Source organism: Bacillus sp. ILBB4 (assembly GCF_035064545.1).
In the GTDB taxonomy this organism is placed as follows: Bacteria; Bacillota; Bacilli; order Bacillales; family Bacillaceae_H; genus Priestia.
In genome coordinates this window covers 20,916-43,203 of sequence record NZ_JAIQVD010000011.1, presented here as the reverse complement: position 1 = coordinate 43,203, position 22,288 = coordinate 20,916, and the positions used below count along the sequence as shown (strand labels likewise).

Genomic DNA, 22,288 nt, shown 5'->3' with positions numbered 1-22,288 from the left:
AAATACCAGAGCATGTAAGGCTCTGGTATTTTATTTGTTATCATATTCCAAGGGACCTAATCATAGCAATAAAATTTGTACAGTATAATTCCGGACTAAAGTTTATCTTTACATGCTGGAGAGCATTTTTACGTATGTACTCTCTTAATTGAGAATCCATTATCAACTCTTTTGCTTCTTTAACAGCTTCATCAACATTACCTAACGTATAATATTTTCCTGTTTGATTATGAATAATTGAACTTTTTACACCATCAGAGTCTGTTGACAATACGGGACACTTACAGCTCATTGCTTCAAGAAGCGAATAAGGTGCTCCCTCTACTTTAGAGGTAGAGCATAAAAAGCCACCAGATTCACCGATCATTGAAAAATAATTTGCCATTTCATTGTTAGGGACATTTGCGTGAAGCAGAAGATTTGCCTCTAAATTTAATTCTTTAATTAAATTTTTAAATTCAGCTCTTTCTTTTGGTTCACTTATAGTAGGATCTTCAAACATATGTAATTGTATGCCTGAATTATAATTATGAACTAATTCACTGCCTATTTTTAAAAACTCTCTCCAATTCTTATTATCTTCAATTCGTCCAATCCATGCAATATGTGGAGTATGACTTTCAGGTACGGATCGGTATGAAAACTCATTAGTATCAAAACAGTTGTTAAAACTAAAAACAGGGAATGTGGGATAAAGTTCATCTAACAGCTGCATAATGTGAGGGGTTTTAGGGTTAAGGAAACCAGAAGCGTATTTAGTTACAAGAGGCACAGCATTTGTAAGGGCAGCTCTTGCGGTGCTTTTTGGGCCGTATCCTTGTATTTCTATAATCATCTTTCCCCGATAACCTAGTGATTTAAATCTAGGTAAAGCTTGGAAATCTGAAACAATCACAATGAGACTGTAATTTCCATCATCTAATATTTTTTTTATCTCCCTGTCTTCATTTGTTACAAACGTTTGAGTACCATGATCATTTATTGTCTTTTTTCTATTTTCATAATAGAGACAGTGGGCATTAATATTATGTTTCTTAAGAGCCTTACACCTTTGACGATTTAAAGTCTCTACACCACCACTTGGGACATAGAATACAAACAATATATTCATTTCTTACCCCCATTTAATAAATTAATTTAAAAACAAAAATTATAGATTGTATATTAAACCTTAAGATAATAAAGGTCACTCTAATAAATAATATGCATAGATCGAACTGCTCTTTTACTTGGCTTACTAATATTATTAAATTAAAATTTTTATCCACTTTAAATGGTTAGTTAAATTAATCTAACGAATATCTATTTCATATTTAAAATATGTTTCATATCTTAATAAATGTAATGTTATTTAATAAGGTATTGGAGATAAAATAATAATCAAATAGCATATTAATAAGTTTAATGTTATCTGAAAGGAGAATTAAATATGTTAAAAGTATCTGTTATTGTACCTTTCTTCAACTGTCCATTTATTAGTCATGCATTGGATAGTTTACTAAATCAAACCTATAATGATATTGAAATTATCGTGATAAATGACGGATCCACTCAATATAAAGAAAAAATCATTCCTTATTTAGATAAAATTATATATACAGAAAAAGAAAATGGAGGAACAGCAAGTGCTCTAAATGTGGGTATCCAGTTGGCTACAGGAGATTATATATGCTGGCTTAGTTCAGACGATATTTATTATCCCCAAAAGATTGCTCTCCAGGTAGAATTCATGATTATAAACAATGCTCTTTTTAGCCATACAAATTACTACGCTATTAATGCAAAAGGTAATATTATAACTCCTCCTATAGGATTTCACCCCTCAAGTAAGCTTGAAGTACTAAAACAAATGAGTAAGGGAAACATTATTAATGGCTGTTCTACAATGATAAATAAAAATGTGTTTACTTCTGTAGGCTTTTTTGATGAAACACTCCTTTATACTCATGACTATGATTTATGGGCGCGAATCATTCAAAAATTTGATCTTCATTATCTTTCCGAACCGCTTTTATTATCTAGAATTCATGAAAATATGGGTACTAAAAAATATGCTTCCTTTATTAAGGAAGAAAATAAAATCGTCATTAACCGCCATAAAAATACTCTGACACAATTAATCACAGAATATATGGCAAAAGAAAATCTCTAAACAACAACACCTTAGAGCTGTCAATGTCTGAAATATTAAAGGCCTATAATTTATTTTAGCTACTATGCCAAAGCAAATTGTTAAATTTATTCTTGATACTAAAAAAATTTAAATACAAACACGGAACATCTGTGATACGCCTCTCTTTTGTGTATACTCCTCGACTATCTATAAAAGATTATTCAACCCTAGCTAAAATAATTAAAATGCTGAGCACCGAAAAAATCGGATAAGCATATTATAAAACATAGACAATAATGTAAAAAAATGCAATTGAGAAAGGATGATTATATTGGCACTATCTAGTGAAGCTAAAGCAAGGTTACTCAATCTACTTGGGACATTACAAAGCTTACCCACTACAGCGACTTCTACAACTACGACTACTACTAATAATCTGTTAAATACTGCTAATTCATCAACTAATGTAACTGAGCTCCTTAGCACCTTAAATACCAATGGCCTCGTAGATACTTCTTTAATCACTAATCTGTTAAACACTACTACCACTAATGTAACTGACCTGTTAAACACTACTACCACGAGTGCTACTAACCTGTTAAACACTACAACTGCTACTGCTACTGGCCTTCTAAACACTACAACTACAGCGACTACTAACCTTTTAATTGACCTTCTAAGACTAAGACTTCTACCTAGTTTAAACGCTCTACGTAATGATTTAACAAATCGCCTTAACCAAACAGTACAATTGTCAACAGAGTATGAGACACTTACAGGAGTTTTACTTGCTGTTCTATCAGATTATGTTGTTTTAGTCGAAAGTGATGGAACGATGCACTTTGTAAATCTAAGCAAAATTGAAACAGTAGCATCACTTTAAGGAGGAGGTTTATTATATGTTTGAAAGCTTTTTAGCGGCAGAATTAACAAAACGTATTGGGACACCAGTGGAAATTGCCATGTCTGATGGTTTTGTGGAAGGAATTATTACTTCTGTTACAGGTAACCTTCTTACTATCCTTCAGACGGTTGGATATGGTTATGGTACTACAACTACTCCACTAACTATATCTATCCCTGCAATTAACTTTGTTACTTTTTCCCCAGTTGCTTAATTAAGCAACTTTAAAAAATCGCTCCAATTGGAGGGGTTTTTTTTTGTGATGCTAAATTTATGCTCCCTCACATTATAAACCGTAAAATCTTTATATAGTAAACGATTTTCTCTTAGTAAATGATTTAATATACTAACGTCTTCATACATACGACCATCCTCAAAGTCTATAATTGGAAATCCTTTATTCTCCTTTAAAGACAATGTTCGATAGATGCGAGGACCTAAAGGAAACGTATATGATAGCAATTCCATTTTATTGAGGACTTGGCTTCCTTTTCTAATACCTTTGTATTTTACTTTCCCTGGACTCACCTGTTTCCAAGCTCTTAAATTACCGTAGAGAACAGCAACATCGTCTGCTAAGCTCCTTAAATAATCTCTGATAACAAAAATCGCATCAGGGTCTAGCCAATCATCAGCGTCTAGTTCAACTATAAAATCTGTCTCAATGTATGGGAGTAATTCATTCAAGGCCCTGGCCTTTCCACCATTCTTTTTAGTTAAAAGTTTAAATCGAGGATGGTAAATCCATTTTTCTAAAATCTTATAAGACTCATCAGTAGAGCCATCATCAACTACTAATACCTGTTCTGGTGGACTATTTTGTAGGAAACATGAATTAATAGCAGTTCCTACATAGTTGGCCATATTATAATTTGACACCATTACTGCTACGGAGGGTTGTGCTATTTGGTTAGGTAGTTTTGACTGATACTTTTCTATAAATTTTATTTTTTCAATATTACTTGTAGAAGCATCTTTAGAGTACTGACTAATAATACCCCTATTCTCTAGTATAAGGTGATAATGTTTAACCAAAGATAGCCATGAAGGTAATATGGCTTCTTTAAAAGGAACTTCATTATCCTGAAAAAATATATTTTGTTTTAAGAAATACGTCTTTACAAAAAAAGGCCGTTGAAATGTTATATTTTTGATTGTACTTTGATAAGTCATCACTTGTTTTTCATTGTTTAACTCTAATTGTATCTCTGTTATGTTTGAATTTAAATAATCCTGATCGTAAAGGAATAAAACATATTCACAAGATAGCTCTTTAATATAATTATTTAATACCTTTCCTAAATCATTGTTGTTTAGTTTCACATATTCGATTTTCGCTTGCGTAGTAAAAGAATCAGCTACCTTTAACAAAAGATCAGGTATATCTATAACTATGACCCCTTTTACTCGATTGATAATAAGATTTAAAGACGTTAGGGCCTGCTGTAATGCACTTGAGTTAGAATAACTCAGTAAAATGACTTGAATATCTTTCATGATATAAAATAACCTCCATTATACAAGGTACTGATTATAAATATTCCAATAACGGGGGTATTGATACTTTTATAAGCTTATTGTCACTAATAAGACGATACTCTAATTTAATTTTTGTGTAGCAGATATCTTACCTTATGAAATTTCGTTACAATATTTGTAACGAAATTAAAAAGTAATTATTTATAAAGTTACTCATATGTAGTTTAACTTCTTTATGATATTAAATAATGCATGTAAATTTTACCCTAGGGAAGTATAACTGATTAAATTCCATTCCGTTAATTAAGGTTTGAAGTTGTACTAAACTAATTAGTTTGTCCAAGCGTAAAAACTTACTTGTCATATAATAAATAATATAGAAAGGAGGTCATTACATGACTAGATTATTAGATGCTAGAACATCCCAAAATGCTAGCATTGCTAACTCTATTTCTATTCCTATTACTATTCTCTCGCAACCAGGATTATTTGGACAAATTGGACTTAATGTTTCAGGAGCTACAGGTCCTATCCGTACTCAATTAAGCGGGACAGTTGCTTGCCAATTACCTCTACTACCTGCAGCAACAACGATTACTATTACAATAGTCAGAGGAACTGCCCTCACTGATCCTGTCATTTATTCCTCTTCAGAATCCTTAAATATAAATCTATTAGGCCCCCAACTTTTTACCTTCACAGCTTCTGATTTTAACATCCCTGCACCGGCTTCTGGCCTTTTAGTCTATACGGCATTTATTGGCTCAAATCTCCTAGGAACCGTGAGAGTGGGACCAGAGAGTTTTAATGGTATTGCTTACTCAGACTAATACCAAATAAAAATCTTGTCACTTTTCCCCTCAGATGGTGAATCTAAACACTAGAATTGTTTAATTCCCTTGTCCATTTAATAATTTCATCTATAAAATATAAAAAGCACTTTCCACAAGAAAAGTGCTTTTTTCCTATTCTCAGGAAAGTAAATAACGAATAAATTTAGCTAAATATATCCATGAGTTTAAATATGACGTAATAATCTTTAGAACTCTATATAATTCTGGTGTACTCTAAAACTATTAACTGAGGGAACCGTTTTTTAGACTATCCCTCTCTTTTTCTGCTAGTAACCTCTTAATAGATAAAAAAAATCCAAGATTATTACGATTATCTCTTTATTTTAATTTGCAGCGTTAAAAAAATAACTCATAATTATGAGCTAAGTAGAGAAACAAATATTGCGATTAACACTTGAATTGCTACTTGAATATTTAAAGCAACATCTGCATCAGTTGTATTAACTTTTACATTTATTGATCCTTCAATAACTGTTTTTTGACTATTCCGTTGTTTAGTCCCTAATAGTGCTGTCATTTCTTCAGCTACAATTTCACCCTGATTGACATTACTTGTGAGAATGGCTACAACGGCTGCAATAGCTACCTGAATAGCAACTTGTAATTGTATCGCTACTTGTGCATCTGTTGTGTTTACTTCAACACATTCAGAATCCTTAACAATAATCCATTCAAAGGATTGTTGTTCAATTGAACTTGCTGCCTCTGCATCCTGATCGATAACTGCTCCATTATGTGTTCCAGTTTTACAATGGTCTAGTGCTCTCCATTTTTGTTCACCCATACTATTTCACCTCTTTAAATTTTTAATTAAATAAGAATTAAGAACTAAGGACAGAAACAAATACTGCAATTAGAGCTTGAACTGCTACCTGAATGTTTACAGCGGCATCTACATCAGTTGTTGTAATTTTGACATCTTTTGAATTTACAATGACAATTTTTTGTTTGTTAGTTTGCTCAAGGTTAGCATGTGCTAGTAAGTCTTGAGCTATAACTTCAGAATTTGCAACATTAGCGGAAAGAATGGAAATTACTACTCCAAGAGCTACTTGGATAGCAACTTGAAGCTGCACAGCTACCTGAGTATCTGTTGTAGTAACTTCAATGTCACATGAATCCTTAATCCAAATTAATTCAGTAGATTCTTGATCAACAAATGAAAATGCATCTGCTTCTTGTTCAATAACTGCATCCTCTTTACTCTCGTCCTCAAAATGATTATCGCTTTCAAATAAATGGGAAAAATGATCATCCTCTTCTAATTCGAAACGACTTTTGTGGTCATGATCAGAATGTTTCTTTTTACTTCTTTTCTTTACTTCACGAGACTCATAGCGTTTATGAGTTGGCATGATTAACACTCCTTTCCTTATATGAAATAATATATGATTTTTTGAATGAATAAGATTGGGCTAAACCCTATGAGCCTATGTCCAATTTTAAAATAGAAAAAACGCCTAAAAAAGGCGCTTTTAAGAAGAAACGGAATTACTTTGGTTTCGTTTTTGGAGAATTGGACTTGGCCCTATCAACAAGTGAACCGGATTGCTGTTTTAATTCTTCTAATAAATCGAAGATTAGTTGCTTTTGTTCATCAGTTACTTTCCCTTTAACATTCTCTTTTGTAATACCGTGTTTTTGAAGAATGTTTAGCATCATTAATTCCATAAGTTTGTTAGGGGTTTCCCCGGGCTTTTGGTTTGAATTATTCAAGTTACCTGCTCCTTTCATGATATTTGCCATAATACTATATGTATTTACTGCACAAAAGGAAACTCCTGAGTTCGACCTTTATTTCCAAATATTATAAGTTTTAAAATGATGCCAGGGGTATATCATATCCAATATAGGGGTAAAAGTATATGTGGAGAAATTTATCTTATAATAAGGTCAAGTTATTTTTTTGAATAATAAAAAAATAATAATATCATATATTTATACATAAGATATTCCCCTTATGTTTTCAACAATTTTCTTACAGTAATTATGAAAAGAGTTGGTGAAAATGGCGAAGAAAGCAAAAAAAATAAATGTTAATTTTAGCGATAGTGGAGCTTCTAACGATCAGCTATATGTAATAGATGAGAATAATAACGTAATTTCTGTCGTTAATGCAACAACAAATAATGTAGTTTCTACTATTCCTGTAGGGCATCAGCCAATTAGCCTAAATGGGAATCCAAATAACAATCGGATTTATGTAACAAATGGGGGGAGCCAAACGGTTTCTGTAATTGACGGGGCAACTAACACTGTAATTGCTATCATTCCAGTAGGAGTTCAACCGGCCGGTGTAGGGATCAATCCATATATCAATCGAATTTATATCTCAAACAGGGGAAGTAATACCGTTTCTGTAATTGATGGGTTAACTAATACTGTAATTTCCACGATTTCAGTAGAAACTTACCCAACTGATATAGATGTCCATCCATATATCAATCGAATTTACGTAACAAATGAATTTAAGAATACCGTTTCTGTAATTGATGGGTTAACTAATACTGTAATTTCCACGATCTTAGTAGAATCTCAACCGTCTGGTATAGGTATAAATTCGGCCACTAATCGAATTTATATCTCAAATAAGGGAAGTAATACTGTTTCTGTAATTGATGCAATAACAAACACTGTAATGGCTATTATACCTGTAGGAAATCAGCCTACAGGTATAGAGGTTAATTCATCCAATAATCAGATCTATGTGACACATGAAGCAGAAAATACAATTTCTGTAATTGACGGACTAACTAATATTGTAGTTGCTACTGTTCCAGTAACATCTCCTATGGCTAACATCGATGAGGACCTTTCTTTAGAATAATCTAACCTTATAAAATTTATAAGGAGTAACAATTTAATGATTAGACAAAAATATATAAAATTGGGCATGTTAGTATAAGTATATTGATAATATTTGTATTAAAATACCATTTAATTAGGTATCACAAAATTCCTTTTTAAGCAGCGTATCTCTGGATATAGTAAGTAAATAAGAGTTAACTACTATACTATAAGATTCGCGGCAAAATTAAATTTAATTTTTATGTAAGTGGATTAAAAAGCCATAGGTTTGGAGAGCCCTGGCTTTTTTTGTGTGCTCCTAGACTAATTAAGGGATAACCAAGAAAAATTACATATTTTTCGTGTTAATTTAGTGCTTATAAAAAAGCACCTATATATATCACTTAAACCATTGTTTAAGAACGAACGTTTTTCAATTTCCTTCCCTTTTCCACTCATAATTAATTATTTGTTAGGTGAAAATTTAAAAATATACAATCGTTCTGAGTTACTGTCCTCGAGGAAATTTCTAAATTTATAACTATTAGTTCTCCGCCAATGACAGTTTCTAAAGGTACAAGTACTTCATATATTAAATATAATACGGAACCAGGAGGAAAGAAAATGAGAGATTGTATATTAGTAATTGGAGCTCATCCTGATGATGAACTATTAGGAACAGCAGGAACTTTAAAAAGATTTGTAGATGAAGGCCACCAGGTAATTTCAATCGTTGTGGCTTTAGGAAGAAAAGAAGAAGCACACCACATTCAAGAATTAGGAAATCTCGCAAACAAGCAGCTTGGTATTGATGAAGTAATATTCCTTGGGCATCCCAATTTAGAGTTAGAATCAATTCCTCTTCATTTGTTAACGAAGGAAATTGAAAAATTGATCGAAAAATATAAACCTAGTAAAATATTCACCCATCATTATGGTGATCTAAATCTTGATCATCAAATTACATTTAAGGCAGTATTAACAGCAACTAGACCTCTTCCTAATAAGGAACCAATAGAGTTAATTACATTTGAAACTGTATCTTCTAGCGAATGGAATGCCTCCACTTCTGATAACCTATTTAAACCAAATTATTTTGTTGATATCACAAGTAATATTGATGCTAAGATTAATGCACTTAAATATTATGACGTTGAAATGCGAAATTTCCCTCACCCTCGTTCTTACGAAGGAGTTAAACATCTAGGCAGAGTTCGAGGTATGACTATTGGTGTGCCATATGCAGAAGCTTTTGAAGTGATAAGAAGGGTTTGGAAATGATAAGAGATCTTATTTTCCCTTACCCTTATATCATTGAAAAAATGGATGAATACTATAAACCTAATCTCCCGCCAGTAAAAATTAGAGAAGAATATAGAACAAAGATAAGCCCTCAAAAACGTCCCTCAAAAAAGAAACTCACTATATTAATCGCTACATTTTGGGACTACCCTCATATAGGAGGATTGTCCAATTATATTACTGAGCTTAGTAAAGGTTTAAAAAAACAAGGCCATAAAGTTGATGTTATCTCCCCTAATCTATTTCCCAGTGCGACAGTAAAAAATTTACGAGAAGATATTACCCCTAAATTAAAGGAATTCTTTCTTAGACGATATGGAAGTTATGATAAAAAAATCTTATCTAATAGTCGTCTTTTATATGTATATGAACAGATGCTTCAAAAAATGGATTTAGAGAAATACGATATCTTTCATGCACAGGATATATTTACAGCAAATATTCTAGGAAGATTTAATGCAAATTACAACAAGCCTTTATTTTTCACTCCTCATGGGATGTTCACTTTCAAAAGATTAAAATTCAACTTAATGGAAAAGGGTTCTATTGAGGAAACCTATTATAAAGAGCTAGAGAGAAAAGCAATTGAGTTTGCTAGTCAGCTCATTATTCTTAGTGACTCATTTCGTGATTCGTTAACAGAATTAGGAGCAAAACACGAAAAAATGACAACAGTAATAACAGGTATTAATTATCCAGAAAAATATTACAAAAAAAAGCTGGGGCACCAAGAAAAACTTGTAATTACATGTGTCGCCAGATTAGGACCAAGAAAAGGGCACAACTATTTACTTAATGCATTATCACGTATTAAGCAATACACAAATAATGTTGAAGTATTAATAGTTGGTGATGGTGAAATGCGAGAAACTTTAGAGAAACAATTACATTCCTTAGATTTACCTATGGTGAATTTTTTAGGTTCAAGAGACGATGTACCTTATATTTTAAGCAAAACAGACATTTTTGTACTTCCAACAATTAACGATAGTTTACCGATTGCGATTATTGAAGCCATGCATAGTGGGACAGCAATAATTTCAACAAATTGCGGTGGCATTCCAGAACTTGTTAAACATGGTAAAACAGGAATTATTGTTGAACCTGGAGATACAGAAGAACTAGCACAAGCATTAAGATTTTTCATTGTTAATAAACGAGCTCGAGATAAAGCTAGTACTAATGCATTTAATTTTGCTAAGACACACTTAACCACAGATGGAATGATAAGAAAAATAGAAAGTATATATAATAAATTTTAAAGGTGGCTAAACCTTATGAAACATGAACATTGTGCAGTTGTGCTTGATTTGAGCGCAAATGGGGTTGGAATAATTCGAAGTTTATCTAAAAAAGGGATAAAAATATATGCTTTTGATACAGAGAGAGCTTATAAGATAGGAAAATCCCGTTTAGCGACTTGTAATATATGTCCCAATCCTTTAACTGAAGAAAATGAATTGCTTATGTTTTTAATCAATCTTTCCCAAAGCATAGGAAAAAAACCTATATTATATGCAGGTTCTGATGATTATATTGTTTTTATTTCAAGAAATCGCAAAGTACTGTCTAGATACTTTTTGTTCTTACTTCCAGATCACTCTTTAATTGAAGAAGTTTTAGACAAAGAGAAGGCATATGAATTGGCTTTAAAGCATAATATCGCATGTCCTAAAACATATATTGTAGAAAATGAAGACCACTTTGAAGAAGCGATTGCTAATCTTGATTTTCCTTGTATCCTCAAGCCAGTTCTTGGCCATGAATTCAGAAAAAACATTAACAAAAAAGCTATCTTAATAAATGATTTAGCCCAATTAAAAGCTGATTACCAGACCTACAGGGAATATGGAAAGCTAATTATTCAAGAAATTATTCCTGGAGATGATAATTGTTTTTATAAAGTCGCTACTTTCTATGATGACGATATGAAATTAATGGCATTATTCTCCTTACAAAAAAATCACCAATTTCCTGCAGAGTTTGGAACGGGTGCACATATTATAAGTAAGCGAGTTCCAGAGCTTTTCGATATATGTTTACCCTTCTTTGAAGAAATTGAACTTAAAGGCATTGGTATGGCTGAATTCAAAAAGGATCCTCGAGATGGTATTTACAAATTCATTGAAATAAACCCACGTTTCTGGCTAACACATAGCTTAACAGAACCTTCTGGTATTAATTTTGTCTATATGTATTATTTATATTTAACTAAACAAAATCCCGAGCCCATCTTCTATCAAATAGATGGGGTTAAATGGATATATCTAGTAAGATATTATCTGACTTTTCTTCAAAAAAGAAAAAGAAAAGAAATGAGTTTTATTGATTTTTATAAAGGTTTTCAAGGAAAAAAAGAGTTCGCCCTATTTGCATGGAATGACCCAATGCCATTTATTAGAAGTACATGTTCTCACTTGGTTAACGCTTGGAAACAACATTGGAAATAACAAAGGAAGGAATGAAAATTGTGTATGAACCTAAATTATTATACAAACTATTTACGAAATTAAAGATTTCCGAAAAGCTTTCTTATTCCATGGGCGAAAAAGTTATCATTGATCCAACTAAAATAGAGTGTCTGAAATCAACCAAAAGAAGCAGCATATATAAATTATTACTTCGAAAAAAAAGTGGTTACTATCCAATTATTTTTAAGGTCTATAGTTCAACAACTCAAAAAAATGAAGTTGAAATTAATATATATAAGAAACTCCACCCACTGCTGAAAGAATTTTTACCTCAAATTTACCTCATAGAAAGGAATTCAAATGAAGATTGGGTTTTCATGGAATTTGTTAATCAAATACGCGGTCAATTAAAATTTACCCCAAAACATTTAGACTACATTATTCCCACGGTTGCTAAACTTCATGCTCGCACATTCGAAGACAGATTCAAAAAATATAATGATGCTTGGAGTTCTTGGCTTCCAACTTATGATTCCGCATCAGCAAGAAAGGAACGAGAAAAATACATTGAAAAAACGGTCGTTTTTCTCGATGAGGCAGTTAGCGATGACAGAACAAAAGATTTAATAAAACCTTATTATAAGCCCTTAATAAAACTATATAGTAAAGGTCCGGATTTTTTCCCTGAAATACTGGAAAATGGTTCTTCTCTTACACATGGAGATCTTCACATGCAAAATATATGTAGTAAAGATGTTACCAAAGATTATCCCTGGAATATTCAGTTCATTGATTGGGAGTCAGCAAGATATGCTCCAACATGGTTTGATATGGTAGTTTTAGTAGAAATATTATTGGGATTCAGAGCAGATTGGCAAAAATACGCCGAAGAAATTCGAAATCATTGTATAGTAACTTACGTTAACGAAATGAAAAAGCATGGAATTAAATTTAAAACTGATCCAAGAGATCTTTACAAAATGGCTTATTTACAAAGAACATTAGAAAAAGGATTGCACACCCAATTACGAAGAATATTTGATAACCGCGGAGGCGAGTTACTAGGTTATCATTTGGAAAAAGTAGCAATTTGGGGTAGGGAATTAGGAATAGAGTGATATATATAAGGTAAGTTATCAATCTCTATAAATAACAATCTTTCCGGAGAGACATTTTAAAATGATTCTCCGGAAAGATTAAAAAATAGGCTGTAATGTTGAATATTTTTCCGTATAGTACAAGCAATTTTACTGGAGAAAAATAGAATATAATATGAAAGGAGGAAAGCAATATGAGTAAATCTTATAAAAACAAAAAAGAAGGCCAGCATTACGATTTAAAAGTCATCCATGACGCTAGCAAAGACAAACATGACTGTAAGTGCAAAAAAGATAAATATGAAGAAAAAGACGAGTACAAACACAAAAAAGACAAATACGAGTCTAAAGACAAAAAAGATAAATATAAAGAAAAAGACGAGTACAAGCACAAAAAAGACAAATACGAGTCTAAGGACAAAAAAGATAAATACAAAGAAAAAGACGAGTACAAACACAAAAAAGACAAATACGAGTCTAAGGACAAAAAAGATAAATACAAAGAAAAAGACGAGCACAAACACAAAAAGGATAAATGTAAATATAAAAGCACAGATTACGATACAATGTATCCGTAAATAATCCTTTTTTAATTATCAAATAAAATTCAATTAAATTTCTAAATAAATATCCCTTTTTAATCACAATTCACGATTAATAAAGGGATATTTTCCACCTAAGTGTTATACATATTCATTGATATTTGACTCACCTAATTTGTCTCAAAAATGTAAAGAAGCAATCTTTTTATAGCTTCAATAAGTTAGCAGCAATACCATATAACGTTTCCTAAAAATAGTCTTATGAAACTTTACTAGTTCCTCTAGTAACATAGCAGTTTGTAAAATAGACCCTAAGTATGTATGTCTTTAATTACAGTAATGTTTTGTGCTTTGGTAAGTTATGTAGGGATTTTTATTAGAAAATCAGTTTGTGTATAGTTAGTGTAATAGGATTACACCTAACCTTTTTATTTAAGTCGATTAAAAGATTGGTTAGTTACTCATAATATGTCTCTTGGTTTCTAAGCTTTTCTTTAGTATTCGTGAGAATCCAAACCTTAAGGATTTAATATTTTAACAATCAGTAGTATCTTTAAATTTTAAAGCAATCCCTACTGTTTTATTCCCTTTTTGTAAATAACACCTTTTATTATCAATATATTCCAGATAAAATTACATAACCATTCCTTCATTAGGCTTGAAAGAATGGTTATGTAGCTTCTATTATTAGTTACATAAAAAAAGATAGATGAATATAAATATTATCCTTTTTTCCACAGACTAATAATTCTTACCGTTGCACCAGATCCTTTGTGCTCACTTTTCTTTTTTTTCTTTTTAGAAGAAACTTCCTCTGAATTCTTTTCCTCGTCCCAGTATTCTTTGTAACCCATAATAATAGCACCTCTCTTCCAATTTTAATAATATTATATGTAAAAACAAGCAATTGGAAAGGGTACTTGTACCATATTTTCAAAAAAATTCTGATTTAAAATAACATTTGAAAAATAAATATTTAGGAAGTTCTTTAATAACACCAAATAACAAATTATAAGTCAACAGATTATCAAGACAATTAACATCAGCTAGAATTATTAATTTACACTACAAAATATATTTTCTAATTAACGGACAAGAATCCAAGCATCTTATTAATCCAAGAATAAGATATAAAATATGAGAAAATAACAAAATTCACTTCTCACTCGGAGAATATATCCTGAAGTTCAATAGAAAAAGAGTAATAAGATACTCGTCTAAATGCTAACTTAAGTAAATTAATGAATCTTTTATACATTTATAAGTAGAAGGTTCAAGTAATTAACATTTAAGTTACCTAATAGTAATAACAATGAAGAAATCACCAGCTCAGATTTTGAAAACATGATTCTTCATTTTTAGGAGGAATAGATTTGAAAGATTTTTCACCAACAATTAATTATAAACACAATAAGGTTATTCGAAAGGAAGACTTAAAAGAATATGAAATAATCGGGGACGGAGCAGATGGTATAGTTTATCAACTAACATCTGATCGGTGTATTAAATTTTTTTTTAAAGAAGAAACACAACAAAGAGAATTGGAAGCACTGCGAAGAGGCCAATCATCTCCAGTAATGCCACGTCTTTATCAATATGGCGCAAACTTTATAGTTATGGAATATATAAAAGGATTCTCACTCGCACGATACCTAAAAAAGCATGGACAGTTAACGAAGCCTCTAGTTGAGAAGATTTTAAACATGTTGGATGAACTAAAAAAATTAGGGTTCACTAGATATGATGCAGAAATACGCCATGTGTTAATCAACGAGTTAGGAGATTTAAAAGTTATCGATCATAAAAGGGCTTTTACTTCTGACCAACCTGTACCTGTTAAATTATTAAAAGGATTAAAAAAACTAGGGTTAACAGATGAGTTTTTGAAATTCGTAAGAGAAATTCGTCCATCCGTCTATGATAAATGGAAAAAATATAAGTAAAGATATTATTATTTCATTATGCAGATAGTAGTGAAAGGATAATCCATAAAAACAAAAGCTAATATTAATCTTTTAATTTTATAGGATATCCTTTTCACTTTAATGTAAAGTCCCCATAATCAATAAAGACAATCTTCCCTTTCTTTGTTAAAGCTAAATTAGGTCTTACTAAATCTTTAGGTCTTACTCCATATTGTCTAAACCTCTTTTTTAAATACTTTAATTGGTTATCATACTCTTCAGTTCTAGGTACTGAGATTGTCATTTTTTTCATTATAATCCACCCATATCCGACTTCCTTAACCGGACACAGATGTTCTTTTAACTTAGCATGACAGCACTTATATATTATAAATTCATTTTTATTACTTTTAAGTCCTAACTCTGACGTGGCAACTTTTAATACATATCCATTTTGAAGATCATAAGTGACCCGCTCGTATCCATATCCAATTATTTTATAATCTAATTTTAAGGTCCTTACTGCGGCTTTAGTCATCCACTCCGTATCTTGTGTTTTATACTGCCTCATCTTCGTTATCCACAAATTAATGGACTTTATATCTTCATCACGCAAAATAGCACTTACCACTTTTCCTCCTCTTTTCTCTAAAAGTTTGACTATATGATATATTTAAAAGATATTTCCCTCTTAAGCTAATGAAAATATTAATACATCTGCGTTGAGTTCTACATAGATCTTAAAATTGAACTTTCTCATTTAATATGAATTATTAAAAAAGGTTTAATAACTTACAAGGCAATTATATAAGGGGGAAAGGTAAAATTAACAAGCTTGAACAGTTCAAGGAAATGTATAAGTAGTATAGAAATTATTCTATTCATCAATTTAAAGACGTTTTTATATAGGGGAAAGAAGGTTTACTCGGAGATAATAGGTCAAATAAAATTAAGCTTAAACTAACATTCATATTGTTTAGGGAAATACTTTGACTGCTGAAAAAGTTGTACTGCCGTCCCCTTGTATCATGCCAGCAATGCTACTTCTCATCCCTACTACAACCTGATCTCCCGCATTTAACCAAAAGGTTTCACTTGCTGTTATAATTCCTGGTCTTTTTGCTGCAAAAGCTTCATTATCTCTTCCTTCAGTTTCTCCCTTGTTGGTTATGAGAAAAACTATATCTAAGTTATATAGGCTACTATTAAAAGGTTTAAATTTAACTGAGGATGAAAGGGAATATACTCCACTTTCTCTCGGGACAAAAGTAGAGGTATTTAGATCATATTCATTTGCCAAATCATATTGTTCAGTTTGAAAACGAACCTTGTTAGCACTGTTAGCCTGGAGAGGAATATCTACATTATTAATAGCTCTAAAAGCAGAAGCTCCTGCTCTTACATCGTTAACATACGGTCTATATACTCCCTCATAATTAGGAGGAATATAATAATTTTTCATTTCATAAACCCCGTTTCCTGTATTTTTATATAGTTTATTCCTTTATAGAAAAAGGGTTAGTATTCTTAGCCTACTATAGGCAAAAATACTAATTTGATACTCTTTTCTTAGCATTCTCTGCAATAGCAAACCCATCAAGCTATGATAAACGTTGTTACCAATATCAATTGTTAAATGTAAAAAATAGACCTCAATTGGATTCCTTCTAATTTATTATATATACAAAATTCCTTTCTTTTTGTGCTTGTCCAGTTATGCTAAATTTCTGTGAATTCAATAAATAACTTACTTTTTAACCCCCTAAGTAAGAAAAAACAAGTATGCCCTGCTTTCGAAATTCTTCTTTATCTTCATAAATACTTATGTTATAAGGAATAAATCCGTTCTTCCACTTTACTTTCGAGCAAGAGGGTATGCATATGCAAAAACCCTCTTACGTTATTGTTACGCATTGTGTTTACGTTCTTTTATCATTTGAAAAATAAACTCTTTGTTATTTTCTAAGAGCTCTTTTGTAGTTGTATTATGGTTCTTGGCATGACGAGCAAAGTTAGTTTTACTGTACCATTGGTAGCATAAAGGACAAGGTAGTTCATTTTCAACCTCATAATGAGCTGACGTCCAGCGACTAGAAAAAGTAGAAGAGCTATTTGTAGTTTTTTTTATATACGGTGTATTCTCATCTTGTATAGATTTTTGTATTCGTCCTGTAGTTGCAGCAACTTCGTTTGTAGTCATTGTGTATAGATTCTCTTCTAACTCTTCCCTGATGAGTAAATATCCAGCTTCCGACATTGATAGACCTAACTCTTCACAACGCTCTCGAAATTGCTCATATATACTTTCTGGCAATCGAATCGGTAACACTTTGCTTGCTTCTTTTGATCTTGATTGACGAGCATACTTATCTAGCTTTCCCACCTTATCACCTCGTGTATACAATTTGTATACATATTCAGCACTTCATCCTCATGTTCCTGCCATCTATTCAAATACATTTTGTATACGTCTTGTATTCGTAGATGATTTTCCAATAACTACGAATATGATAATAGAAATCAATAGATAGTTTTTCAAGAAATCACATTAAATATCATTTTATTACTTAATAAAATTTAATAATTAACTTTTATTAAGATATATTTATAACCTTCTTATTTTTATATAAATATTATAAAAGTTACTTTATATAAATTTATTTTAATTATTACTTTGTTTGTAGAAAAATCTCCTATTTGTCGTCACTTAGAGTAAATGATAAAACCATTAATTTTTTATAAATATTTTATTATTTACTTATTGAAAATTAATATTTTTTAAATTGTTTTTAAAGACATATATCAAGTCAAAAACATTTATATATAAATATAAATTTAAAAAAATTTAGAACTAATAAGTTTTTTATCATTTTATTGATGCGTTTTATAAGTGGTTATAAAGTAATCCAAGAAAAATAAAATATAATCTAGAAACAAAATTCTGTGTTTTACTGGAACCCCAATTACCTAGGAATCGTTTTTTAACGACTAAGTAATTATAAAATGCTTTTAAGGAAATAATGTATAACTACAGATAATATCCTATTTTTTATTGGTACTATTTTCTTGGGCTAACATGTTTATAAAAGCTGCACTTTTTATACATCCTTCATTCAAACGCCCTTAGAATATTATCGAATCCACGATAGATAAAAAGCTGCGTATTTGAGAGGAAACACCTTTTCAAAAACCAGAAATTTAATGGCGACAAATCAGAAAGATATGCATTGTTAGGTTCAACGTTTTGAATACCAAACCTAGAAGAACTCTTAACAGATAACAAACTCTTTATGAGAATGATGGTATTGAGTCCCTAAAACTCAAGGAAGCGTCCATCCATAAACAAAAGAAAAAAGTCACTGAACCTAGTCAGTGGCTTTTTTCTTTCAATGAAACATAATTGTCTGATGATGCTCAAAAACGCCTTTAGAAGTTTTCTAACTTCAAAATGAACACTTTCATCCCTTGTACATATTTTAAAGGTATAAACATATAGGAGTGAAAACATATGATTTTTCGTAGATGGTGGCGCTGGCAATGGTTACGGTGGTGGAGATCATGGTCGCGAAGATGATGACAGTAATGTTAATAAACGAAAGAAACAAATCCTTAGTAAACAAAGACCTATTCGTATATGGAAAAAACTATTAAAAATAATTTCAACAGCTTCTCTCTTGAGAACAAAAAATTATGTAGAGTATTCTAGACAGGCATACAAGCAAAATTAATATTTTTTTAATATAGCTATAGTATGAGTTAAATAAAGGGGGGAGTTTTTTGTCTTCATGTCGAAAGAAACACTGTTATTGTTGCTCCAATCGCACTTCGAACTCCTGTTATTGCACAACATCAAGGCCTTCAGGGTCAAGTGTATTACCCGCTTTTGGTTCTTTACGTAAAGAATCTGGACAAGTTATAGATGTTGATGAAACAAAAGTTGATTATGACTTCGTGGGTCCTTCTGCTAATGTAACATTAAGTATAGTTAATGATACAATAACAATTAATGAATCGGGGGTTTACGAAATATCTATGAGTTTAACTCTTGGAATTAATCCAACAGACCTTGCTAGGGGGTTTCTTTTTGTTAATGATGTTCCATTAAATTTTTCTGCGGTAAGTTTAACTGTAACGAGTAATACACTAGCTTTAGCCACTGTAAGTAAAACTATTCAATTAGATCTTTTAGCTAATGATGTAATTGATGTTCGAATTCATAAAGTTGGTGATTCAGTTATTGTGGGTAGTTCTTCTCTTACTATAAATCGGATTGGTTAATGAAAATTTCAAATATTTAAATTGCATTTACAATAATGTATTTTGAAATTAGCAATTAAATTGGCATATCAAGAGCTAGTTTAATAACTAGTTCTTTTTTAGATAGACTACTCCTAATGGATTTTAAGTTATATTAAAAGACATATAATAAATCGTTAGATAGTTGCCTATTTTTTATAAAATTTTATTAGTTTGCTGATACTAAGAGCCTCCTTTTTTACTCTATGCTTTTAGTATTAGCTAATTTTATTGTAACTTATACAATGCCCTTACTGGTTAAAGAGGGATATATTTTACTAGTGGAATAAGTCTGTGTTTTGTAGACACAAGGGGATTGATAATCATAGCTGTGGTTGTAGACACTATATAGATAATGAGCATGGTTCCGGTTGTAGAAAATAATCCAAAATATTTCTTGTTAACTAAATTTATATATAATAACTAAGAAAGCTACTGAACCCATTCAGTGACTCATTTTTATTTTTGAACGGGAATCCTGAAGAGGTTTCCAATCCAGTGGGAAAGCCAATGGGTTTTAAATCCTTCTTTTAGGGAGGAGGGGATTATGTACAGCTTAACCAAGCCAGTGTCGAATACCGGGATCCTCGCTAGGGAATAGTTCTTAGTTAACCTTTTACCCCTTTTATTAACAACGATTACGTAAATTAGAAAAGACTAGGGGCTACATTACTGTACAAGGAAAACGACCAGTTCTAAATTAGCTTTTTCTTTCTTCACTTATTTTCACCTCCACGATTGAAGCCTTGCACAGTTATTATTATTCTAAATAGAGAATTCATATTTGTTTAGTCCTTTTATACGGATACAAGAGAGACACCGATACTGTATCAGTCAATGCATTTTTAAAATAAATGTTTCTTCGTCAATATAGTACGCTTAATATTGTTTTCTGATTATTTCTAATAAAGCTCAGTATGTTAATTAATTCTCGTGGCTAATAAATTTCATTACATACCATTTTTAATTAATATTCTAATGGGAAAAGAGTTACTTTTGATATCAGTAGTAGAGGTCACTGTGTTCGTAGCTGTATTAATAACCGATACATTGTCACTAAACTCATTTGTAACATAAACATGGGTTCCATCCGGTGTAATAGCTATTCCAGATGGAGCATCCCCAACGAAAACAGTAGCTGTTACCGTATTTTTAGCTGTATTAATAACTGAGATATTATTACTACCCGCATTTGTAACATAAGCATACATCCCGTCTGGTGTAATGGCTATTCCAGATGGTTTATAACCAACGAAAATAGTAGAAATTACTGTATTTATAGCTGTATTAATAACCGATACATTGTCACTGAACTTATTTGTAACATAAGCATACATCCCGTCTGGTGTAATAGCTACTCCAGATGGTTTATAGCCAACGGAAATAGTAGAAATTACTGTATTTGTATTTGTATTAATGACCGATACATTATCGCTACCCGCATTTGTAACGTAAGCGTATTTTCCATCTCGTGTAAGAGCCACCTCATTAGGAGTGGTGCCAACATAAACTGTGGCGATTACTGTATTTGTAGCAATATCAATTACCAAAATCGTATTATTATCCTCATTTGTAACATAAATACGTGTTCCATCTGGTGTAATAGCTAGTCCGGATGGATTGCCTTCAGTGAAAATAGTAGCAGTCACTGCATTAGCGATCGTATCAATTACTGAGATTGTAAGATCTCCATAATTTGCAACATAAATTCGCATTCCATCTGGTGTAATAGCCAGTCTGTATGGGATACTTCTAACTAAAATGTTATAAGTCATTAAATTAGTTTCTACATCGATTATTGAAACTGTGTTATTTCCAGGATTTGCAACATAAGCGAGAACACTATAAATAATCGAAGGTGTTGTTATCAATTGAATTCTCCCTTTCTTCATTAATAAGAAAACTTACATAGCTTTATGTCCAAATTGTCGTGAAAACCTTTTATATTATAAATTAAAGTTAATTATGAAATAGTCCATACATTATTACTTTCTTTGATATTTCAAGATTGACTTTTACTGTTTTAAGTTCATATACCCTTTCAAAATCTTTTTGTTTTTCGAAATCATCTATCGCTTTGTTAATGTTAATAAGGGCCTTGTTAACATTACCTAATACTTCAAGTAAATTTTCGTTATCGGGATGTATGATGGTTATTCCCTCCCTTTTGCGTCCTTATTATATAAAATGATCAATTAATTAAAAGTGATTGGACAACTTAGAAAGATAATTATTTTTCATGTAATAAATTTACTAAATTAGGTCTAGAGGAATATTATTGCTATCATGAAGCGAGCAGTGGGTTTCCTTTTTTATGCCTCCCATAAAACCCAGATAACTAAAAATGAATAAACTATACAGCCTAACAAAAAAAAACTACTGTTCCTGAACAGTGTTTATTTCTGTTTAGACGCAGGTTTATACAGAGTAATAATGTGAACCATCTCGAGTACTTTTCTCCAATAATAGAAAATATTCAGCTTAGGCAAGTTACCTAATTGAGAATGAAAACATATAGTGTATTAAGAATAGTTTTTTTTGGTGATGGAATAATTAACTTTTAATGCTCATATTTTTGCATCATTCTAATCTTTATAAA

22 protein-coding genes are annotated in these 22,288 nt (G+C 31.3%); 12 read left to right on the top strand and 10 right to left on the bottom strand.

The annotated features are described in order from the left end of the window. Nucleotides 1-40: 40 nt before the first annotated feature. Nucleotides 41-1,111 carry a glycosyltransferase family 4 protein gene (locus LAV82_RS26940; RefSeq protein WP_499717334.1) on the bottom strand — a complete coding sequence of 357 codons (1,071 nt, stop codon included), beginning with the start codon at nt 1,109-1,111 and terminating at the stop codon, nt 41-43. Nucleotides 1,112-1,429: 318 nt separating this feature from the next. Here LAV82_RS26940 and LAV82_RS26935 point away from each other — a divergent pair, with 318 nt between their 5' ends. The 3 genes from LAV82_RS26935 to LAV82_RS26925 all read left to right on the top strand — a co-directional run bounded on the left by LAV82_RS26935 (nt 1,430) and on the right by LAV82_RS26925 (nt 3,231). Continuing rightward, nucleotides 1,430-2,152 carry a glycosyltransferase family 2 protein gene (locus LAV82_RS26935; protein ID WP_279774279.1) on the top strand — a complete coding sequence of 241 codons (723 nt, stop codon included), beginning with the start codon at nt 1,430-1,432 and terminating at the stop codon, nt 2,150-2,152. A 292-nt stretch (nt 2,153-2,444) separates the two neighbouring features. Then, nucleotides 2,445-2,996 carry a DUF2642 domain-containing protein gene (locus tag LAV82_RS26930; RefSeq protein ID WP_097813215.1) on the top strand — a complete coding sequence of 184 codons (552 nt, stop codon included), beginning with the start codon at nt 2,445-2,447 and terminating at the stop codon, nt 2,994-2,996. 16 nt (nt 2,997-3,012) lie between these two features. Continuing rightward, nucleotides 3,013-3,231, top strand: a complete 219-nt coding sequence (locus tag LAV82_RS26925; RefSeq protein WP_074684250.1) for a hypothetical protein — start codon at nt 3,013-3,015, stop codon at nt 3,229-3,231. Here LAV82_RS26925 and LAV82_RS26920 read toward each other — a convergent pair. After that, nucleotides 3,228-4,514 (bottom strand): glycosyltransferase family 2 protein, encoded by a 1,287-nt coding sequence (locus LAV82_RS26920; protein WP_499717333.1) that lies wholly within the window; start codon nt 4,512-4,514, stop codon nt 3,228-3,230. The genes LAV82_RS26925 and LAV82_RS26920 overlap by 4 nt on opposite strands. 377 nt (nt 4,515-4,891) lie before the next feature. On the opposite strand from LAV82_RS26920, the gene LAV82_RS26915 reads away from it, so the two are divergent. Next, the gene (locus tag LAV82_RS26915; RefSeq protein ID WP_097813218.1) at nt 4,892-5,326 is read left to right on the top strand and encodes a hypothetical protein; all 435 of its coding nucleotides are present in this window, start codon (nt 4,892-4,894) and stop codon (nt 5,324-5,326) included. 379 nt (nt 5,327-5,705) lie between these two features. Here LAV82_RS26915 and LAV82_RS26910 read toward each other — a convergent pair whose 3' ends face one another. The 3 genes from LAV82_RS26910 to LAV82_RS26900 all read right to left on the bottom strand — a co-directional run bounded on the left by LAV82_RS26910 (nt 5,706) and on the right by LAV82_RS26900 (nt 7,066). Then, nucleotides 5,706-6,134, bottom strand: coding sequence for a spore coat protein (locus LAV82_RS26910; RefSeq protein ID WP_074684247.1), 429 nt, complete (start codon nt 6,132-6,134; stop codon nt 5,706-5,708). A 37-nt stretch (nt 6,135-6,171) separates the two neighbouring features. Further along, a complete protein-coding gene (locus tag LAV82_RS26905; RefSeq protein ID WP_074684246.1) occupies nt 6,172-6,705 on the bottom strand; it encodes a spore coat protein in 534 nt (177 codons plus the stop codon). 136 nt (nt 6,706-6,841) lie between these two features. Next, entirely contained in the window at nt 6,842-7,066 is a 225-nt protein-coding gene (locus LAV82_RS26900) for a hypothetical protein (protein ID WP_223272403.1), read from the bottom strand. Nucleotides 7,067-7,358: 292 nt separating this feature from the next. On the opposite strand from LAV82_RS26900, the gene LAV82_RS26895 reads away from it, so the two are divergent. From LAV82_RS26895 to LAV82_RS26870, 6 genes are all read left to right on the top strand, one after another. Then, nucleotides 7,359-8,177, top strand: a complete 819-nt coding sequence (locus LAV82_RS26895; RefSeq protein ID WP_499717332.1) for a YncE family protein — start codon at nt 7,359-7,361, stop codon at nt 8,175-8,177. Nucleotides 8,178-8,761: 584 nt separating this feature from the next. Further along, nucleotides 8,762-9,418: a PIG-L deacetylase family protein gene (locus LAV82_RS26890; RefSeq protein WP_499717331.1), complete on the top strand. Its 657-nt coding sequence runs from the start codon at nt 8,762-8,764 to the stop codon at nt 9,416-9,418. Then, a complete protein-coding gene (locus LAV82_RS26885) occupies nt 9,415-10,701 on the top strand; it encodes a glycosyltransferase family 4 protein (RefSeq protein WP_144647161.1) in 1,287 nt (428 codons plus the stop codon). Before LAV82_RS26890 ends, LAV82_RS26885 begins: the two co-directional genes overlap by 4 nt. 15 nt (nt 10,702-10,716) lie before the next feature. Continuing rightward, entirely contained in the window at nt 10,717-11,889 is a 1,173-nt protein-coding gene (locus LAV82_RS26880; RefSeq protein ID WP_074684435.1) for a carboxylate--amine ligase, read from the top strand. 20 nt (nt 11,890-11,909) lie between these two features. Then, a complete protein-coding gene (locus LAV82_RS26875; RefSeq protein WP_499717347.1) occupies nt 11,910-12,968 on the top strand; it encodes a phosphotransferase in 1,059 nt (352 codons plus the stop codon). A gap of 173 nt (nt 12,969-13,141) precedes the next feature. Beyond that, the gene (locus tag LAV82_RS26870; protein ID WP_499717330.1) at nt 13,142-13,525 is read left to right on the top strand and encodes a hypothetical protein; all 384 of its coding nucleotides are present in this window, start codon (nt 13,142-13,144) and stop codon (nt 13,523-13,525) included. A gap of 686 nt (nt 13,526-14,211) precedes the next feature. Here LAV82_RS26870 and LAV82_RS26865 read toward each other — a convergent pair. Continuing rightward, nucleotides 14,212-14,343 carry a hypothetical protein gene (locus tag LAV82_RS26865; protein ID WP_016766729.1) on the bottom strand — a complete coding sequence of 44 codons (132 nt, stop codon included), beginning with the start codon at nt 14,341-14,343 and terminating at the stop codon, nt 14,212-14,214. Between the two features lie 519 nt (nt 14,344-14,862). On the opposite strand from LAV82_RS26865, the gene LAV82_RS26860 reads away from it, so the two are divergent. Further along, the gene (locus LAV82_RS26860) at nt 14,863-15,432 is read left to right on the top strand and encodes a kinase (RefSeq protein ID WP_499717329.1); all 570 of its coding nucleotides are present in this window, start codon (nt 14,863-14,865) and stop codon (nt 15,430-15,432) included. A 94-nt stretch (nt 15,433-15,526) separates the two neighbouring features. Here the strand turns inward: LAV82_RS26860 and LAV82_RS26855 are convergent, their stop codons facing one another. The 3 genes from LAV82_RS26855 to LAV82_RS26845 all read right to left on the bottom strand — a co-directional run bounded on the left by LAV82_RS26855 (nt 15,527) and on the right by LAV82_RS26845 (nt 17,776). Then, the gene (locus LAV82_RS26855; protein WP_499717328.1) at nt 15,527-16,024 is read right to left on the bottom strand and encodes a hypothetical protein; all 498 of its coding nucleotides are present in this window, start codon (nt 16,022-16,024) and stop codon (nt 15,527-15,529) included. A 345-nt stretch (nt 16,025-16,369) separates the two neighbouring features. Continuing rightward, a complete protein-coding gene (locus tag LAV82_RS26850) occupies nt 16,370-16,855 on the bottom strand; it encodes a C1q-like domain-containing protein (RefSeq protein ID WP_211079276.1) in 486 nt (161 codons plus the stop codon). Nucleotides 16,856-17,299: 444 nt separating this feature from the next. Then, a complete protein-coding gene (locus tag LAV82_RS26845) occupies nt 17,300-17,776 on the bottom strand; it encodes a hypothetical protein (protein ID WP_016766733.1) in 477 nt (158 codons plus the stop codon). 1,394 nt (nt 17,777-19,170) lie between these two features. Between LAV82_RS26845 and LAV82_RS26840 the strand changes: the two genes are divergently transcribed. Next, entirely contained in the window at nt 19,171-19,671 is a 501-nt protein-coding gene (locus LAV82_RS26840; RefSeq protein ID WP_098591091.1) for a hypothetical protein, read from the top strand. A gap of 968 nt (nt 19,672-20,639) precedes the next feature. Here the strand turns inward: LAV82_RS26840 and LAV82_RS26835 are convergent. After that, on the bottom strand, nt 20,640-21,560 hold the full coding sequence (locus tag LAV82_RS26835; protein WP_499717327.1) for a beta-propeller fold lactonase family protein: 921 nt from the start codon (nt 21,558-21,560) through the stop codon (nt 20,640-20,642). Between the last annotated feature and the right edge of the window lie 728 nt (nt 21,561-22,288).

Excerpts from the sequence above, each read along its gene's own strand:
- LAV82_RS26910 (WP_074684247.1), bottom strand. The coding sequence starts at position 6,134 with ATGGGTGAACAAAAATGGAGAGCACTAGACCATTGTAAAACTGGAACA.
- LAV82_RS26920 (WP_499717333.1), bottom strand. The coding sequence starts at position 4,514 with ATGAAAGATATTCAAGTCATTTTACTGAGTTATTCTAACTCAAGTGCA.
- LAV82_RS26915 (WP_097813218.1), top strand. The coding sequence starts at position 4,892 with ATGACTAGATTATTAGATGCTAGAACATCCCAAAATGCTAGCATTGCT.
- LAV82_RS26940 (WP_499717334.1), bottom strand. The coding sequence starts at position 1,111 with ATGAATATATTGTTTGTATTCTATGTCCCAAGTGGTGGTGTAGAGACT.
- LAV82_RS26880 (WP_074684435.1), top strand. The coding sequence starts at position 10,717 with ATGAAACATGAACATTGTGCAGTTGTGCTTGATTTGAGCGCAAATGGG.
- LAV82_RS26885 (WP_144647161.1), top strand. The coding sequence starts at position 9,415 with ATGATAAGAGATCTTATTTTCCCTTACCCTTATATCATTGAAAAAATG.
- LAV82_RS26905 (WP_074684246.1), bottom strand. The coding sequence starts at position 6,705 with ATGCCAACTCATAAACGCTATGAGTCTCGTGAAGTAAAGAAAAGAAGT.
- LAV82_RS26890 (WP_499717331.1), top strand. The coding sequence starts at position 8,762 with ATGAGAGATTGTATATTAGTAATTGGAGCTCATCCTGATGATGAACTA.
- LAV82_RS26865 (WP_016766729.1), bottom strand. The coding sequence starts at position 14,343 with ATGGGTTACAAAGAATACTGGGACGAGGAAAAGAATTCAGAGGAAGTT.
- LAV82_RS26895 (WP_499717332.1), top strand. The coding sequence starts at position 7,359 with ATGGCGAAGAAAGCAAAAAAAATAAATGTTAATTTTAGCGATAGTGGA.
- LAV82_RS26870 (WP_499717330.1), top strand. The coding sequence starts at position 13,142 with ATGAGTAAATCTTATAAAAACAAAAAAGAAGGCCAGCATTACGATTTA.
- LAV82_RS26935 (WP_279774279.1), top strand. The coding sequence starts at position 1,430 with ATGTTAAAAGTATCTGTTATTGTACCTTTCTTCAACTGTCCATTTATT.
- LAV82_RS26925 (WP_074684250.1), top strand. The coding sequence starts at position 3,013 with ATGTTTGAAAGCTTTTTAGCGGCAGAATTAACAAAACGTATTGGGACA.
- LAV82_RS26850 (WP_211079276.1), bottom strand. The coding sequence starts at position 16,855 with ATGAAAAATTATTATATTCCTCCTAATTATGAGGGAGTATATAGACCG.